Origin of the sequence: Candidatus Burkholderia verschuerenii, from assembly GCF_001189365.1 — a bacterium.
GTDB lineage: Bacteria > Pseudomonadota > Gammaproteobacteria > Burkholderiales > Burkholderiaceae > Caballeronia > Caballeronia verschuerenii.
In genome coordinates, this window is sequence record NZ_LFJJ01000006.1 from 1 (window position 1) to 14,267 (window position 14,267).

14 protein-coding genes, 1 tRNA gene and 2 pseudogenes are annotated in these 14,267 nt (G+C 64.5%); 11 read left to right on the forward strand and 6 right to left on the reverse strand.

Annotated elements, in window-relative coordinates; all coding sequences use genetic code 11:
- The 11 genes and pseudogenes from BVER_RS33240 to loiP form a co-directional block, all read left to right on the forward strand.
- Positions 1–130 (forward strand): annotated as a pseudogene (locus BVER_RS33240) (IS630 family transposase); the annotation flags it as partial.
- Positions 131–132: 2 nt separating this feature from the next.
- A complete protein-coding gene (locus BVER_RS02580; protein ID WP_050451965.1) occupies positions 133–912 on the forward strand; it encodes a GntR family transcriptional regulator in 780 nt (259 codons plus the stop codon).
- A complete protein-coding gene (gene mdcA, locus BVER_RS02585) occupies positions 909–2,399 on the forward strand; it encodes a malonate decarboxylase subunit alpha (protein ID WP_050451966.1) in 1,491 nt (496 codons plus the stop codon). The genes BVER_RS02580 and mdcA overlap by 4 nt, the downstream gene beginning before the upstream one ends.
- Positions 2,400–2,404: 5 nt before the next feature.
- Entirely contained in the window at positions 2,405–3,280 is an 876-nt protein-coding gene (locus BVER_RS02590) for a triphosphoribosyl-dephospho-CoA synthase (RefSeq protein WP_050452009.1), read from the forward strand.
- Between the two features lie 35 nt (positions 3,281–3,315).
- On the forward strand, positions 3,316–3,618 hold the full coding sequence (locus BVER_RS02595; RefSeq protein ID WP_050451967.1) for a malonate decarboxylase subunit delta: 303 nt from the start codon (positions 3,316–3,318) through the stop codon (positions 3,616–3,618).
- Positions 3,615–4,457: a biotin-independent malonate decarboxylase subunit beta gene (locus BVER_RS02600; RefSeq protein WP_050451968.1), complete on the forward strand. Its 843-nt coding sequence runs from the start codon at positions 3,615–3,617 to the stop codon at positions 4,455–4,457. The genes BVER_RS02595 and BVER_RS02600 overlap by 4 nt, the downstream gene beginning before the upstream one ends.
- Positions 4,454–5,278 carry a biotin-independent malonate decarboxylase subunit gamma gene (gene mdcE / locus BVER_RS02605; RefSeq protein WP_050451969.1) on the forward strand — a complete coding sequence of 275 codons (825 nt, stop codon included), beginning with the start codon at positions 4,454–4,456 and terminating at the stop codon, positions 5,276–5,278. The genes BVER_RS02600 and mdcE overlap by 4 nt, the downstream gene beginning before the upstream one ends.
- A gap of 1 nt (position 5,279) precedes the next feature.
- Positions 5,280–5,477, forward strand: coding sequence for a phosphoribosyl-dephospho-CoA transferase MdcG domain-containing protein (locus BVER_RS35065; protein WP_269750733.1), 198 nt, complete (start codon positions 5,280–5,282; stop codon positions 5,475–5,477).
- A gap of 31 nt (positions 5,478–5,508) precedes the next feature.
- Positions 5,509–5,919, forward strand: coding sequence for a malonate decarboxylase holo-ACP synthase (locus tag BVER_RS35070; protein ID WP_269750734.1), 411 nt, complete (start codon positions 5,509–5,511; stop codon positions 5,917–5,919).
- Positions 5,916–6,863: pseudogene (gene mdcH, locus BVER_RS02615) on the forward strand (malonate decarboxylase subunit epsilon). The gene BVER_RS35070 and the pseudogene mdcH overlap by 4 nt, the downstream one beginning before the upstream one ends.
- 169 nt (positions 6,864–7,032) lie before the next feature.
- The gene (gene loiP / locus BVER_RS02620) at positions 7,033–7,800 is read left to right on the forward strand and encodes a metalloprotease LoiP (protein WP_050451970.1); all 768 of its coding nucleotides are present in this window, start codon (positions 7,033–7,035) and stop codon (positions 7,798–7,800) included.
- 87 nt (positions 7,801–7,887) lie between these two features.
- On the opposite strand, the gene BVER_RS02625 is transcribed toward loiP, so the two are convergent.
- The 6 genes from BVER_RS02625 to BVER_RS02650 all read right to left on the reverse strand — a co-directional run bounded on the left by BVER_RS02625 (position 7,888) and on the right by BVER_RS02650 (position 14,234).
- Positions 7,888–8,451 (reverse strand): outer membrane beta-barrel protein, encoded by a 564-nt coding sequence (locus BVER_RS02625; protein ID WP_050451971.1) that lies wholly within the window; start codon positions 8,449–8,451, stop codon positions 7,888–7,890.
- Positions 8,452–8,797: 346 nt separating this feature from the next.
- Positions 8,798–8,890, reverse strand: a tRNA-Ser gene (locus BVER_RS02630).
- A gap of 181 nt (positions 8,891–9,071) precedes the next feature.
- Positions 9,072–10,322 (reverse strand): aspartate kinase, encoded by a 1,251-nt coding sequence (locus tag BVER_RS02635; protein ID WP_050451972.1) that lies wholly within the window; start codon positions 10,320–10,322, stop codon positions 9,072–9,074.
- Between the two features lie 315 nt (positions 10,323–10,637).
- Positions 10,638–12,074: a tRNA lysidine(34) synthetase TilS gene (gene tilS, locus BVER_RS02640; RefSeq protein ID WP_050451973.1), complete on the reverse strand. Its 1,437-nt coding sequence runs from the start codon at positions 12,072–12,074 to the stop codon at positions 10,638–10,640.
- A gap of 34 nt (positions 12,075–12,108) precedes the next feature.
- Positions 12,109–13,080: an acetyl-CoA carboxylase carboxyltransferase subunit alpha gene (locus BVER_RS02645; protein ID WP_050451974.1), complete on the reverse strand. Its 972-nt coding sequence runs from the start codon at positions 13,078–13,080 to the stop codon at positions 12,109–12,111.
- A gap of 140 nt (positions 13,081–13,220) precedes the next feature.
- Entirely contained in the window at positions 13,221–14,234 is a 1,014-nt protein-coding gene (locus BVER_RS02650; RefSeq protein ID WP_050451975.1) for a DNA-3-methyladenine glycosylase family protein, read from the reverse strand.
- Positions 14,235–14,267: the final 33 nt, after the last annotated feature.

Here is a 14,267-nt window from a genome sequence, read left to right on the forward strand (position 1 = left end):
TACCAGCATCGAGCGCTATGTCGCACGCTACAACCAGCACAACCGTCCATTTGTCTGGACCGCAACCGCCGATTCCATCCTTCAGAAAGTGGCTCGGTTATGTAAAGTTATTTCTGGGACGGAACACTAGCCATGCCGACAGACATCTCCCCCGCCGGGGCATCGTCACCCGGTCTTTCCTTCCGCGATGCGCAGTTCGAGCCGCGGCAAAGCACCTCGCGCTTTATCGCGGATGCGTTGCGTTCGGCCATCGTCGAAGGCTCGCTGCTGCCGGGCGAACCGCTGCGTCAGGATGCAATCGCGCGGCAGTTTTCCGTCAGCGCCATTCCCGTGCGCGAAGCGTTCCGTCAGCTCGAAAGCGAAGGCTGGGTCACCATCGAGCCGAATCGCGGCGCGGCGGTGAGCCTGCAATCGGCCGACGAAGCGCGCGAAATCTACGAGATTCGCGCGTCGCTCGAAAGCCTCGCCATCGGCATCGCGCTGGAACATCACACGCCGGAAACGCTCGCCGACGCGCAGCGTCTGCTCGAAGCCGCCGAAAACGAGCCCGATCCCGCGTTGTACGTCGTGCGCAACGAGCAGTTCCATATGAGTCTGTACGCGCCCGCCGACCGGCCGCGTCTGATGGAAATGATCGGGCAGATGCATCGGCGCGGCGAGCGCTATCTGCGGCTGAAGCTCGGCTTGCCGATCCATAAGGATGCTTCGGATGCCGAACATCGCGCGATTCTCGCCGCGCTCGCCGCACGCGATATCCAACAGGCGCAAACGCTGGTGGCGCGTCATTTGCTCGCGACGGGCGAACTGATCCACCGTTTTCTCGCCGATGCCCAGGCGCTCGCCCAAACCACGCACACGAAAAAGAAACGCCGCGCATCTTCCCGCACGACTTCCCGACAGGCCAAACAATGAACGATGTGTCCGCTGCAACCCGTTCCTGGAACACGCGCGCGCAGGAAAAATCGCGCCGTCTGAAACTGATCGAGCCGTGGATGAACGGCGCGGTGCTCGACACCGAGCGCATCGTCGATGCATTGAGCGCGCTGATCGTCACCGGCGATCGCGTCGCGATCGAGGGCAACAATCAGAAGCAGGCGGATTTTCTGTCGCGCGCATTCGCCAAGCTCGATCCGGGCCGCGTCCACGATATCCATCTGTTGATTTCGAGCATCAGCCGGCCGGAACATCTCGCGCTGTTCGAACAAGGCATCGCGCGCAAGGTGGATTTCGCCTTCGCCGGGCCGCAAAGTCTGCGCGTCGCGCAACTGCTCGAAGACGGCATGCTCGAGATCGGCGCGATTTATACGTATATCGAACTGTATGCGCGCATGTTCATCGATCTGACGCCGCAAGTCGCGCTGGTGTGCGCGGCGCAGGCGGATCGGCACGGCAATCTCTATACGGGCGCGAATACCGAAGACACGCCGACCATAGTCGAGGCGACGGCGTTCCGTCACGGCATCGTGGTGGCGCAGGTCAACGAGATCGTCGATGAACTGCCGCGCGTCGATATTCCCGGCTCGTGGATCGATGTCGTCGTGCAGGCGGACAAGCCCTTCGCCGTGGAGCCGTTGTTCACGCGCGATCCGCGTCATATCGGCGAGTTGCAGATTCTGATGGCGATGATGACCATTCGCGGCATCTACGATCGTTACGGCATTACCGCGCTCAATCACGGCATCGGCTTCGATACGGCCGCGATCGAACTGCTGCTGCCGACCTACGGCGAATCGCTCGGTCTCAAAGGGAAAATCTGCACGCACTGGGCGCTCAATCCGCATCCGACGCTGATTCCGGCGATCGAGTCCGGCTGGGTCGAAAGCGTGCATTGCTTCGGCAGCGAAGTCGGCATGGAAGACTATATCGCCGCGCGCTCCGACGTGTTCTTCACCGGACGCGACGGCAGTCTGCGCTCGAACCGCGTGTTCTGCCAGCTCGCGGGGCAATACGGCGTCGATCTGTTTATCGGCTCGACCTTGCAGATGGATGCCGACGCGAACTCGTCGACTGTCACGCTCGGACGGCTCGCGGGCTTCGGCGGCGCGCCGAACATGGGCCACGATCCGCGCGGCCGCCGTCATTCGAGCGAAGCGTGGCTCAAACTCCTGAAAGACGACGGCCCGAATCCGGAGATCGCGCGCGGCCACAAGCTCGTCGTGCAGACCGCCGAGACATACAAAAAAGGCGGCGAGCCGACCATCGTCGATGCGCTCGATGCCATCGCCGTCGGCAAGAAGAGCAACATGCCGATCGCGCCCGTGATGATCTACGGCGACGACGTCACGCACGTTGTGACGGAAGAAGGCATTGCGTATCTGCACGCGGCGGAAGGCGTCGACGATCTGGTCGCATGGTCGGGCGGTCTGTACGCGCCGCCCGCGCGCTTCCGTAGCTGGTGATCGCGATGCGGCTCGCCCTCTCCCGCGCGTTCGATCAAACCGCACGCGCATCGGCCTCGCTCATCGCGGCATGCGCGGTCGATGCGCTGATCGCCGAAGCGATGCTCACGCCCAAGCCCGCGCTGGTCGATCGACGCGGCAGCGGCGCGCATCGCGATCTCGATCTCGATCTCGATCTCGACACGATGCTGCGATCCGCCAATGCGCTCGCGCCGACGTTTCTGGCGATTGCGCGCGCGGCGTCGGATGCGCCGCCATCGCAGGCCTTGCGCGAGCAACTGGCGCGCATCGGCCGCGAAGGCGAAGCCGCGATGATGCGCGCCACCGACGGCAGCAATGCGCATCGCGGCGCGATCTGGATCGTCGGCTTGCTGTGCGTGGGCGCCGCGATGAACGCATCCGACGACAGCGACGCGATCTGTTTATCGGCGGCGGCGATTGCACGGCACGACGACCGCTACGCGCCGTCGTCGGCTGCGACGAGCCACGGCGCGACAGTCGGCGCGCGATACCGCGTGCCCGGCGCGCGCGGCGAAGCACGCGACGGCTTTCCGCACGCGCGGCGCATCGGCCTGCCCGCGCTCGACGACGCCCGCGCACGCGGCCTGAACGAAGACGACGCGCGCCTCGATACGCTCGTCGCGATCATCGCGTCGCTCGACGATACGTGTCTGCTGCATCGCGGCGGCCTGCATGCGTTGCGCGTCGCGCAGGATGGCGCGCGGCGCGTCATCGAAGAAGGCGGCATCGCGCGGGAACGCGGACGCGCCGCTTACGCGCAACTCGATCGCGATCTGCTCGCGCTAAACGCATCGCCCGGCGGCGCGGCCGATCTGCTCGCCGCCACGCTCTTTCTCGACAGTCTCAGGCGTCTGCCCTGAACGCATAATCGCATCGAATCGATCAAGGACCGCATATGGAAAACCTGCGATACGAGTATCCCGCCAAGCGGACCGTCACGCGCCGCGCGCATGTCGGCGTCGTCGGCTCGGGCGATCTCGAAGTGTTGCTCACGCCGTCGCCGAACGCGCACGCGGAAGTCGTGATCCGCACCAGCGTCGACGGTTATGAACACGTCTGGAAAAGCGTGCTCGACCGCTTTTTCCAGCGCTACGACGGCGCGGTGAAACTCGAACTGAACGACTTCGGCGCGACGCCCGGCGTAGTGTTGCTGCGTCTGTCCGAAGCCGTCGAAGTCAGCGAAGGAGAATCTGCATGAACGCGCACGACACGTTTCTCGCGCGGCACAGTTTCATCGAACTGACGGCGCGCGAACGCGCGCAGGCGCTGCTCGACAAAGGCACGTTCCGCGAACTGATCGGGCCGTTCGACCGGCTCGAATCGCCGTGGCTGCCGATGCAGAACATCGTCTGCCAATCGGACGACGGCGCGGTGATCGCGCGCGGCATGCTCGGCGGCGAACCGGCGGTGATCGCGGCGATCGAGCCGGCGTTTCAGGGCGGCAGCATCGGCGAAGTATCGGGCGCGAAGATCGCGGCGGCACTCGAAATGGCGTTGAGCGAATTCGACGCCGGACGCGCGATTCGTCCCGTCGTGCTGTTCGAAACCGGCGGCGTGCGTCTGCAGGAAGCGAATCTCGGGCTGGCGGTGATCGCCGAGATTCAGGCGGCCATCGTCGCGCTCAGGCGGCATGTGCCGGTGGTCGGCGTGATCGGCGGCATGGTCGGCTGCTTCGGCGGGATGTCGCTGGCGGCGGCGCTGTGCACCGAACTCGTGATGACGCGTCAGGCGCGCCTCGGCATGAACGGGCCCGAAGTGATCGAGCAGGAAGCGGGCATCGAGGAACTCGACTCGGGCGACCGGCGCCTGATCTGGTCGATGATCGGCGGGGAGGAACGCGTCGCGGTCGGTCTCGCCGATACGCTCGTCGAAGACGATACCGCGCAGATCCGCGACGCGGTGCTCGCGGCGTTCGCGCGCGGCGTGCCTAAGCGGCATCGCACGGAAGCAGTCGATGCGTATCTCGACCAGCTCACGAAGGTGAATCCCGACGCGATCGATCCCGACACGCTGCGCCAACTGTGGAGCCCATCATGAGCGATTCGATTTCTCGCGGCGCGCGCTGGCTCGACGCGCTGGCAGCGCCTTCCACCGCGCCGGAAAGCGGCCCGGTCCGCGCCCGCGACGGCAAACTCGACGGCGAACGCGCGCGCTTCATCGCCGTCGTGCCCGATGCGCGCAACCGCTTTCCGCGCGCGACCGACAACGTCGTCGGACTCGAACAAGGCTGGCTGCTGGCGCGCGCCGTACGCGACATCAACGACGCCGATCGCGATGCGCAGACGAAGCGCCCGATCGTCGCCATCGTCGATGTGAAGAGTCAGGCGTACGGACGTCGCGAGGAACTGCTCGGCATTCATCTCGCCTGCGCCACCGCCGTCGATGCCTACGCGAGCGCGCGTCTCGCGGGCCATCCGGTGATCGCGCTGATCGTCGGTCCGGCGATGTCTGGCGCGTATCTCGCGCATGGTTATCAGGCGAACCGGATCGTCGCGCTCGATGCGCCCGGCACGGCCGTGCACGCGATGGGCAAGGAAGCGGCCGCGCGCGTCACACGTCGCAGTGTCGAAAGTCTGGACGCGCTCGGCGACGCCGTGTTGCCGATGTCCTACAAGATGAGCGCGTACGCGAAACTCGGCTTGCTGCACGAACTGATCGAAGGCATCGACGCCGACGCGCCCGCATCCGCCGATATCGAACGCGTGCGGACATCGCTCGCCGCCGCCGTCAAAGATGCGCGCGACGGCCCGCGCGATTTGTCGAGCCGCCTCGCCTCCGCCGATGCGACGCGCACGCGCGCGGCATCGATCGAAGTGCGCAAGCGGATGAAAGCGCAATGGGACACCCGGGACGCCTGACATGCGCCCGCACGACCTCGCCCGCCTCGCCGACGATACGACGCCATTCGCGGACGCGCCCTCCTGGGTCGCCGATGCGCTGACGCGCGCGCCGTTCGTCGTAGCGCGGCGCGCACCGCGCATCGGGCATTCGATCGCGGTCGGCATTCGCGGCGCGACGCGCAGCGAGCGTTTCGGCACCTGGCTCGATCCGGCGTGAACACGGCGTCGATCCGCGCCGGATCGACGCCGTGTTCACGCCGGAAGCACTGCGCCGCCGCAAACCCGATTCCGTTCGCGCGACGCTGCCCGCCTTCGCCCTGCTGCGCGCGATCGCGCCGATCGTCGATGCTACCGGCCTCGACTGGGGACCGGCCGGCAGCGCGGGCTTCGAACTCGCGAGCGGCGTATCGACCGTGACACGCGACAGCGATCTCGATCTGATCGTGCGCGCGCCCGAACCGCTGCCGCGCGCCGATGCCGCCGCGTTGCTCGATGCACTGTCGGACGCAGCGCTGCGCATCGGCACGCGCATCGACGTGCAGATCGAAACGCGCGATGCCGCCTTTTCGCTCGCCGAGTTCGCGCGCGCGAACGTGCGCGTGATGCTGCGTCACGCCGACGGTCCGCGGCTCGCGGCCGATCCGTGGAGCGCGTCGTGATCGCGTTTCTGTTTCCGGGACAAGGCGCGCAGACGCCGGGCTTTCTGCATCGACTGAGCGGTGCGGCGGCGCATCCCGCCATCGCGAAGATTTATGCGGAAGCATCGGACGCGCTCGGCCAACACGTGCTCGAACTCGATTCCGCCGATGCGCTCGCCTCCACCGTCGCGGTGCAGGTGACGCTCGTCGTCGCAGGCGTCGCGGCGACGCGCGCGCTCGCCGACGAAGGCATCGCGCCGGAAGTGGTCGCGGGCTTGTCGGTCGGCGCGTATGGCGCGGCGGTCGCGAGCGGCGCCATCGCCTTCGACGATGCGCTGCGGCTCGTGCGCCTGCGCGCGCGGTTGATGGAGGACGCGTATCCGCACGGCTACGGCATGCTCGCCGTGCTCGGGGTCTGAACGAGCGCGAGCTTGCGCAGGCGATCGAAACCAGCGGCGGCGAGGGCGTGGATCGGCAATCTGAACGCGCCGCGCCAGTTGGTCGTATCGGGCAGCGACGTGGCGCTCGAGCGCGTGCGCGAAGCTGCATTGACACACGGCGCGCGCAAGGCGGAACGGCTCGCGGTCAGCGTGCCCTCGCACTGCGCATTGCTCGACGATGCCGCCGCGAAGCTGACCGAAGCCGCCTCGCAGATTCGTTTCGATGCGCCGCGTATTCCCTACGTCGGCAATCGCGGCGCGCGCGTGCTCCGTCGCGCCGATGCCGTGCGCGACGATCTCGCCACCAATCTGCGCCATCCGGTGCGCTGGCACGATTCGACCATCGCGATGAGCGAACTCGGCGCGACGCTGTTCGTCGAGATGCCGCCGGGCCGCACGCTCACGCAACTCGCCGCCGACGCCCTGCCCGACACGCCGGCCTTCGCCGTCGACGCTTCGTCCGTCGACACAATCGGCGCGATCGCCGCGCGCATTCGCGCTTTCCGCCGCCGCGCGAACGATTGATTCGCTTCCCGAACGCGATTGGTTCACGACATCGCTAGCATTTTGTCATCTGCTGTAAGCAAAATCGGAATTTTCGGCTAGCTTACGAGTCGACTCGCATTGAGCATAGCGCTCCGTCCGCGTGTTTCGCGGGACGACAACTACAACGACTCTTCAAAGGCAAACGATCATGACCTTCTTCCGCGTCGCGCTGGCGGCTTCGGCTGTCTTCACGCTGGCATCGTGCAGCAATATGAGCAACCTGAGCAGCATGGATCCCAACCAGCTGATGCAAACCGGCCAGCTCGCCACGCAGGCGCTCTCGCTGAGCGACAACGACGTCCGCACGCTGTCCGACAAGTCCTACGCCCAACTGGACAAGGAAAACCAGATCGCGCCGGCATCGTCGCCGTACACCGCGCGTCTGAACAAGCTGTCGAAGCAACTGGGCGACAACATCAACGGCGTGCCGGTCAACTACAATGTCTATCTGACCAAGGACGTCAATGCCTGGGCGATGGCCAACGGCTGCGTGCGCGTCTACAGCGGCCTGATGGACCTGATGAACGACGACGAAGTGCGCGGCGTCGTCGGCCACGAGATGAGCCACGTCGCGCTCGGTCACACTAAGAAGGCGATGCAGGTCGCGTACGCGACGTCGGCGGCGCGCTCGGTGGCATCGGCGGCGGGCGGAATGGTCGCGAATCTGTCGGCGTCGCAGTTGGGCGATCTGTCGGAGAAGTTCGTCAACGCGCAGTTCTCGCAGTCGCAGAAAACCGCCGCCGACGATTACTCGTTCGATACGCAGAAGAAGAAAGGCTACGATCCGAAGGGACTCGTCACCGCGTTCCAGAAGCTGTCGACGATCGATGGCGGGCAATCGAGCATGCTGAGTTCGCATCCGTCTTCGCCGTCGCGGGCGAAGCATATCGAGCAGCGGATCGCATCGGGAAAATAAGGGCGTAAAAAAGGCCGCGACGAAACGCGGCCTTTGATGCACGGCGCGGACGGCCATCGCCCGCGCCGTGACCGGACACGAAACCGGTCAGAAGAAGTAGTAATGCACGCCCACGGTCAGGCTGTTGTTGGTGAAGTGGCTGCCATCGTGACTCGTCGAGTCGCCGGTGTATTCGCCCGCCACGCTCCAGTTCTTCGCGAACTTGTACTCGACGCCCGCGCCGTAGTGCAGACGCGCCGACGGCCACGTGCCCGTAAAGCCGATACGCGCGTACGGCATGATATTGCCGTTGACCGGCATACCCAGCTTCAGATCGACGCCGCCGTCCTTGTACGTGCTCGAACCGTGATGGAAATCGCCGAAACCTTCGAAGCCGACGATGAACTGGTTCACGTCGTAGTTCACGTCGTAGTTCACGACGCCGAGGACGCCGGGATACCAGGTCGAGTGCGTCGAACGCGGGTCGTTGCCCGTGCGCTCCGACCAGTCGACGCCGAATTTCGCGCCGACATAAGGACCCGCGAACTGGCTATGCGGACCATACACGCCCATCAGCTTGAGTGCAGTCGGGTCGAGCTCCTGCGAATGGGCCTGCGCGATGCCCAGCAGCGCGAGAAGCGCGGGAGCGAGAAGCTTCTTGATACTTGCCATAACTAAGTAACATTTTTTGACTCGCGGCACTGATGCGATGAGCGATCAGGCGAGCGCGTATTTGCCGACAACGCATGAAGAGTGTGCGTTGCATCCGATTGCTTGCTTTGAAGCAACGCGGAGGATAGTTACCTGCTTAAACACAGAAAAGCGGACTTATCCTAAAGAGAAGGCAACCAATCACGTCGGCAAACATTTGTTTCGTTGTTTTGACAGACAGCAAGCAACTGTATCCACGGCACGACGCATCGGACGCTCGCATTGCACGAGCGCAAAAATGCAATAAGAAGCGCAAAAAGAAAAAGCCCCGCAAGTTTTTAAGCTTGCGGGGCTTCTCTACGACAACTGGCGGAGACGGAGGGATTCGAACCCTCGATCCAGTTTTTAGCCAGATGCTCCCTTAGCAGGGGAGTGCCTTCGACCTCTCGGCCACGTCTCCCAAACTTTTCGTCGCACCGGGAACGCTGTGCAACGAGGTTGAGATAATAGCGTGTTCGCAGGCATCGGTCAAATTCGCATGATGATTTTTTACCAATCGATCATTTCGCGACCCATATCTACTGCGAACCGCAATGGTGCAACGGCCCGCGAGCCGTCACACGCATGTCATACCCCGGAAATCAGCCGCGATCCAGTTCGAACGCCTTATGCAGCGCGCGCACGGCGAGTTCCGTGTACTTCTCGTCGATCAGCACCGAAATCTTGATTTCGGAGGTCGAGATCATCTGGATGTTGATGCCCTCTTCCGACAGCGTGCGGAACATCGTGCTCGCAATGCCGACATGCGAACGCATGCCCACGCCGACCACCGACACTTTCGACGCCTTCGGATCGCCCAGCACGGTTTCGGCCTGCACGTGGCCCTTCACCGTGTTGTTGAGGATTTCGAGCGCGCGCTGGTAATCGCCACGGCCGACCGTGAACGTGAAGTCGGTCTTGCCGTTCACGCTCTGGTTCTGGATGATCATGTCGATGTTGATGTTCGCATCGGCGACCGGCCCGAGAATCTGATACGCGACGCCCGGCTTGTCGGGCACGCCCATCACCGCGATGCGCGCTTCGTCGCGCTGGAACGCGATGCCAGAAATCACTGCTTTTTCCATGTTCTCGTCTTCTTCAAAAGTAATCAGGGTGCCGGAGTGCATTTCCGTTTCCAGCGGCATCAGCGGATCGGTCAGGCTGGAGAGCACGCGCGTCTTCACCTGATACTTGCCGGCGAATTCCACCGAGCGGATCTGCAGCACTTTCGAGCCTAAGCTCGCCATTTCCAGCATTTCCTCGAAGGTCACGCGATCCAGCCGGCGCGCTTCTTCCACCACGCGCGGATCGGTCGTGTAGACGCCGTCGACGTCGGTATAGATCAGGCATTCGTCGGCCTTCATGGCCGCCGCGATCGCGACCGCCGAGGTGTCCGAGCCGCCGCGTCCGAGCGTGGCGATATGCCCTTCCGGATCGACGCCCTGGAAGCCCGTGATGACCACGACCTTGCCTTCGTCGAGATCCTTCAGCACCCGCGTGCCGTCGATATCGCTGATCCGCGCCTTGGTGAACGCGCTGTCCGTCTTGATCGGCACTTGCCAGCCGGCGTAGCTCACGGCTTCGAGGCCTTCGGCATGCAGCGCGATGGCGAGCAGCCCGACGCTCACCTGCTCGCCGGTGGAGGCAATCATGTCGAGTTCGCGCGGGTCCGGGTCGGCCTTGATGTCTTTCGCGAGGCCGAGCAGGCGGTTGGTTTCGCCGGACATCGCCGAGGGCACGACGACCATCTTGTGGCCGGCCTTGTGCCATTTGGCGACGCGCTTGGCGACGTTCTTGATGCGCTCGACCGAGCCCATCGAAGTGCCGCCGTATTTGTGTACGATGAGTGCCATTGTCGTTCTTGAACTGGAAGGAAAACCGCGTCACGCGCGTGAAAAGCGGTGCGCTTGTGCCTTAGCTGCGCCGTGCCGGAAGGCTTCGGTGGGAGTGGTGAAGCCCGCAACGGAACGCAAATGTCGCCGCACGCCATGGTTGCGCACGAAAGCGTGTTTGCGGGCCAAAATCGCGTCTTTTGAACGGAGATGCCGCGCAAAACCGCTCGCTTGCGCGAAAGCGGATTAGGATACGCGATCGGGGCTGAAATTACAAGATGAAGCCGGTAGGACGGACATTTTACCGACGCATGTCGCGCCATCTTGTCGGCAGCATCACGCCAGCAGCAGATCCGGCCGCCAGATGATCCGGCGCAGCAGACCGTGTTCCGCGCTCGGCGCGGCCTCCCGGTTCACGCCGATCAACGGCACGAACAGCAGCGCCTCGCCCGCGAACAGCAAGGGCACGCCGCGCTTCCACGCGGGCACGCCGCGCTCCTGGAAGAGATTCTTCAGCGTCCGGCTCGGCGCATCGGCGATCGCGCGCATGCGCTCGCCACCCATGCGCGAGCGCGCGACCAGCGGCGCGGCGCGCAACACGCCCTCGCCCACCACGTCGTCCGATGGCGCGTCCACCGGTTCGAACACGAACGAGCCGCGCCATTGCGGCAGCCGCCAGACTTCCTCGCCTTGCCAGAGCAGTTCGCCGGGCGATTTCTGCACGGCGGCGGATCCGTCGATGTCGGGATCGTCGGCGCTGTCGCCCGGCTCCCAGAACAGCGCGTTGCGATAGACGCGCAACGCCCAGCCCGCGTGATCGACGCGCAATCCGTGGCCGTCGCGGGTGGCCGCCGTATCGCGCAACTGGCGCAGCATATCCGCGATCCGCGCCGTCGATGCCGCCTGCAAGCCGCGCGCGCGAATCCAGAAGCGCAGCAGATTGGTCGCGCGTTCGTCGTCGTGCGCGAGCAGCGCGTCGAGACGCAGCGCGCCCGCTTCGTCATCGCTTCGCGCGACGTCGAGATCGATGCGCGCCAGATCGTCCAGCAGCCTTTGCGCCGATGCCGCGTGCGATGCCGTGCGCGCCAGCGCATCGCGGAAGCCGGGAAAATGCACCGCGAGCACCGGCAGCACGTCGTGACGCAGCGCGTTGCGCGAATAGCGCGTGTCGGCGTTCGACTCGTCGTCGATCCAGCTCAGATCGCGCTCGTGCGCGTACTGCTCCAATTGCGCGCGCAGCAGCCGCAGCAACGGACGCAGACGTGGCGCGGCACTTTTGGCACCATCAGCACGATGCGGCGCCATCGCCGCGAGTCCGGCCACGCCTGCGCCGCGCAAGAGTTGCAGCAGTACCGTTTCGGCCTGATCGTCGGCGTGATGCGCGATCAGCAGCGCCCGCGCGCCGTGCTCGTCGCAGAGTTCGTCGAGCGCGCGATACCGCGCATCGCGCGCGGCGGCTTCGAGACTTTCGCCGCCAGCGCGCGCGACATCGACGTGGCGCTCGGCAAATCGCACGTCGAGCGATGCCGCGAACGCATCGCAATGCGCGGCCCACGCGTTCGCATTGGGGCTCAGGCCGTGATGGATATGAAACGCGACCACGCGATCCGCGCCGAAGCTGCGCACGGCGGCATCGAGCAGAACGGTCGAGTCGAGCCCGCCGCTCAGCGCGACGGCCAACGGGGAATCGGGGGGAAGTGCGGCATCCGAAACCGCCGCGCGCAGCGCCTCGAAGACGAGGCGGCCGGCGGGAGTGTCGTTATCCGAAGTCACGAGAGGTCGTGATGGAGAGGAACGCGAAAAGCGCTTACGCGCCCGGCATCGATTCCTTGTACTTGCCGTAAGCCATGAGCTTTTCGAAACGGCGCTCGCGCAGTTCCTTCGAACTCAGGCCCTGGAACTGGCGCATCGAATCGGCCAGCGACCGGCGCAGCAGCGCGGCCATGCCCTTCGGATCGCGATGCGCGCCGCCCAGCGGCTCGTTGACGATCTTGTCGATCAGACCGAGCGCCTTCAGGCGATGCGCCGTCAGACCGAGCGCTTCCGCCGCTTCCGGCGCCTTCGCCGCGCTCTTCCACAGGATCGACGCGCAGCCTTCCGGCGAAATGACGGAGTACGTGGAGAATTGCAGCATCATCACCGTATCGGCGACGGCAATGGCGAGCGCGCCGCCCGAACCGCCTTCGCCGATGATCGTCGTGATGATCGGCGTCTTGAGCTCGGCCATCACGTACAAATTGCGGCCGATGGCTTCCGACTGTCCGCGCTCTTCCGCGCCGATGCCCGGATACGCGCCCGGCGTATCGACGAACGTGAAGATCGGCATGGAGAACTTCTCGGCCAGACGCATCAGCCGTTCGGCCTTGCGATAGCCTTCGGGACGCGGCATGCCGAAGTTGCGCAGCGCGCGCTCCTTCGTGTCGCGGCCTTTCTGATGACCGATCACCATGCACGGCTGGCCGTTGAAGCGCGCGAAGCCGCCGACGATTGCGAGGTCGTCCGCGAAGGAGCGGTCGCCGTGCAATTCGTGGAAATCGGTGAAAAGTTCGTTGACGTAGTCGAGCGTGTACGGGCGCTGCGGATGACGCGCGATTTGCGACACCTGCCAGGGCGACAGGTTCTGATACAGATCCTTGGTCAGCTGCTGGCTTTTTTTCGATAGCCGCTCGATTTCTTCCGAAATATCGACGGCCGAGTCGTCCTGAACGAAGCGGAGTTCTTCGATCTTCGCTTCGAGTTCAGCGATCGGCTGCTCGAAATCCAGAAACGTGGTCTTCATGTGTTCGAGTCCTGAAACATCGGGCAGGGCGTATTCTAACCGCGCCCGTCCCTGATAACTGCGCGCGGAAGCTATTGATTATAAATCAACGATAGTTCTTGAACCGCGACACCGCCTGCGCAACGGTCTGTTCAATACCTTCAATGGTCGGCGGGAATGGGATTCAGACTACGCCACATGTACCAGGTCGCGACGGTACGCCACGGTTCCCAGTTCGCCGCGACTTCGCGGGCTTCGCTGCGCGTGACCGGCTCTCCGCTGAAGTAATTGACGCTGATGGCCTGAATCAGGCCAAGGTCGTCGAGCGGCAGGACATTCGGTCGCGACAGGTTGAAGATGAGGAACATCTCCGCCGTCCATCGGCCGATGCCGCGAATCTGCGTGAGCTCGGCGATCACGGCTTCGTCGTCCATCGACACCCACGATTCGACGTGCAGCGCGCCGGATTCGAAATGCTGCGCGAGATCGAGAATGTATTCGGCCTTGCGCTTCGACAACCCGCACGCCTGCAGCTTCTCGTGCCCGAACTTGATGAAATGCGATGGATGCACTTCCGGGCACGCACCCTTCACGCGCTCCCAGATGGCCTGCGCGGCTTTGGTCGAAATCTGCTGGCCGGCGACGGAGCGCGCGAGCGTCGAAAACGGATCGCCGAGATTGACGAGATGAATCTCGCCGAAGGTCGGAATCAGCTTCTTGAGGATACGGTCGCGCTTCATGAGATCCGCGCAGGCGCGGTCCCAATAATCCGGACGCTTGATCTCCGGCACCAGACCGCCGATCTGCACGGGCACCTTGCCGTCCGCCGTGACGACGCGCGACTTGCGCACCACTTCGCCCGGCTGCGACGAATCGGCGACGAGCGAGTGTGACGATCCCGCCGCCGCGCCATCGGACGCGACGGCGCGGCCGTTGGCCTTGAGCGGCGCGGCGCCCGCTTCCGCGTTGCCGCGCGTGCCGGCGCCGCGCTTGACCGTTGCGTGGCTGGACGCGGCTACGCGCTTCTGCGCGATCTTGCGTCCTGTCGTCGTCGTTGCACCATCGATCTTTTGCGTCGTTGTTTTCGATACCGCGTTGCGTGCCCGCTTCGTTGCGGACGACGCAGCGCTACCTGACGCGGGTCGCTTGACCGGCGTCTTCCTGGCCGTTGCCATCGTGCCTCCTGCCTGGTGAGTCGATCAGAGTGT

Excerpts from the sequence above, each read along its gene's own strand:
- BVER_RS02590 (WP_050452009.1), top strand. The coding sequence starts at position 2,405 with ATGCGGCTCGCCCTCTCCCGCGCGTTCGATCAAACCGCACGCGCATCG.
- BVER_RS02635 (WP_050451972.1), bottom strand. The coding sequence starts at position 10,322 with ATGGCACTCATCGTACACAAATACGGCGGCACTTCGATGGGCTCGGTC.
- BVER_RS02580 (WP_050451965.1), top strand. The coding sequence starts at position 133 with ATGCCGACAGACATCTCCCCCGCCGGGGCATCGTCACCCGGTCTTTCC.
- mdcA (WP_050451966.1), top strand. The coding sequence starts at position 909 with ATGAACGATGTGTCCGCTGCAACCCGTTCCTGGAACACGCGCGCGCAG.
- BVER_RS02645 (WP_050451974.1), bottom strand. The coding sequence starts at position 13,080 with ATGAAGACCACGTTTCTGGATTTCGAGCAGCCGATCGCTGAACTCGAA.
- loiP (WP_050451970.1), top strand. The coding sequence starts at position 7,033 with ATGACCTTCTTCCGCGTCGCGCTGGCGGCTTCGGCTGTCTTCACGCTG.
- BVER_RS02625 (WP_050451971.1), bottom strand. The coding sequence starts at position 8,451 with ATGGCAAGTATCAAGAAGCTTCTCGCTCCCGCGCTTCTCGCGCTGCTG.
- BVER_RS02650 (WP_050451975.1), bottom strand. The coding sequence starts at position 14,234 with ATGGCAACGGCCAGGAAGACGCCGGTCAAGCGACCCGCGTCAGGTAGC.
- mdcE (WP_050451969.1), top strand. The coding sequence starts at position 4,454 with ATGAGCGATTCGATTTCTCGCGGCGCGCGCTGGCTCGACGCGCTGGCA.
- BVER_RS02600 (WP_050451968.1), top strand. The coding sequence starts at position 3,615 with ATGAACGCGCACGACACGTTTCTCGCGCGGCACAGTTTCATCGAACTG.
- BVER_RS02595 (WP_050451967.1), top strand. The coding sequence starts at position 3,316 with ATGGAAAACCTGCGATACGAGTATCCCGCCAAGCGGACCGTCACGCGC.
- BVER_RS35065 (WP_269750733.1), top strand. The coding sequence starts at position 5,280 with ATGCGCCCGCACGACCTCGCCCGCCTCGCCGACGATACGACGCCATTC.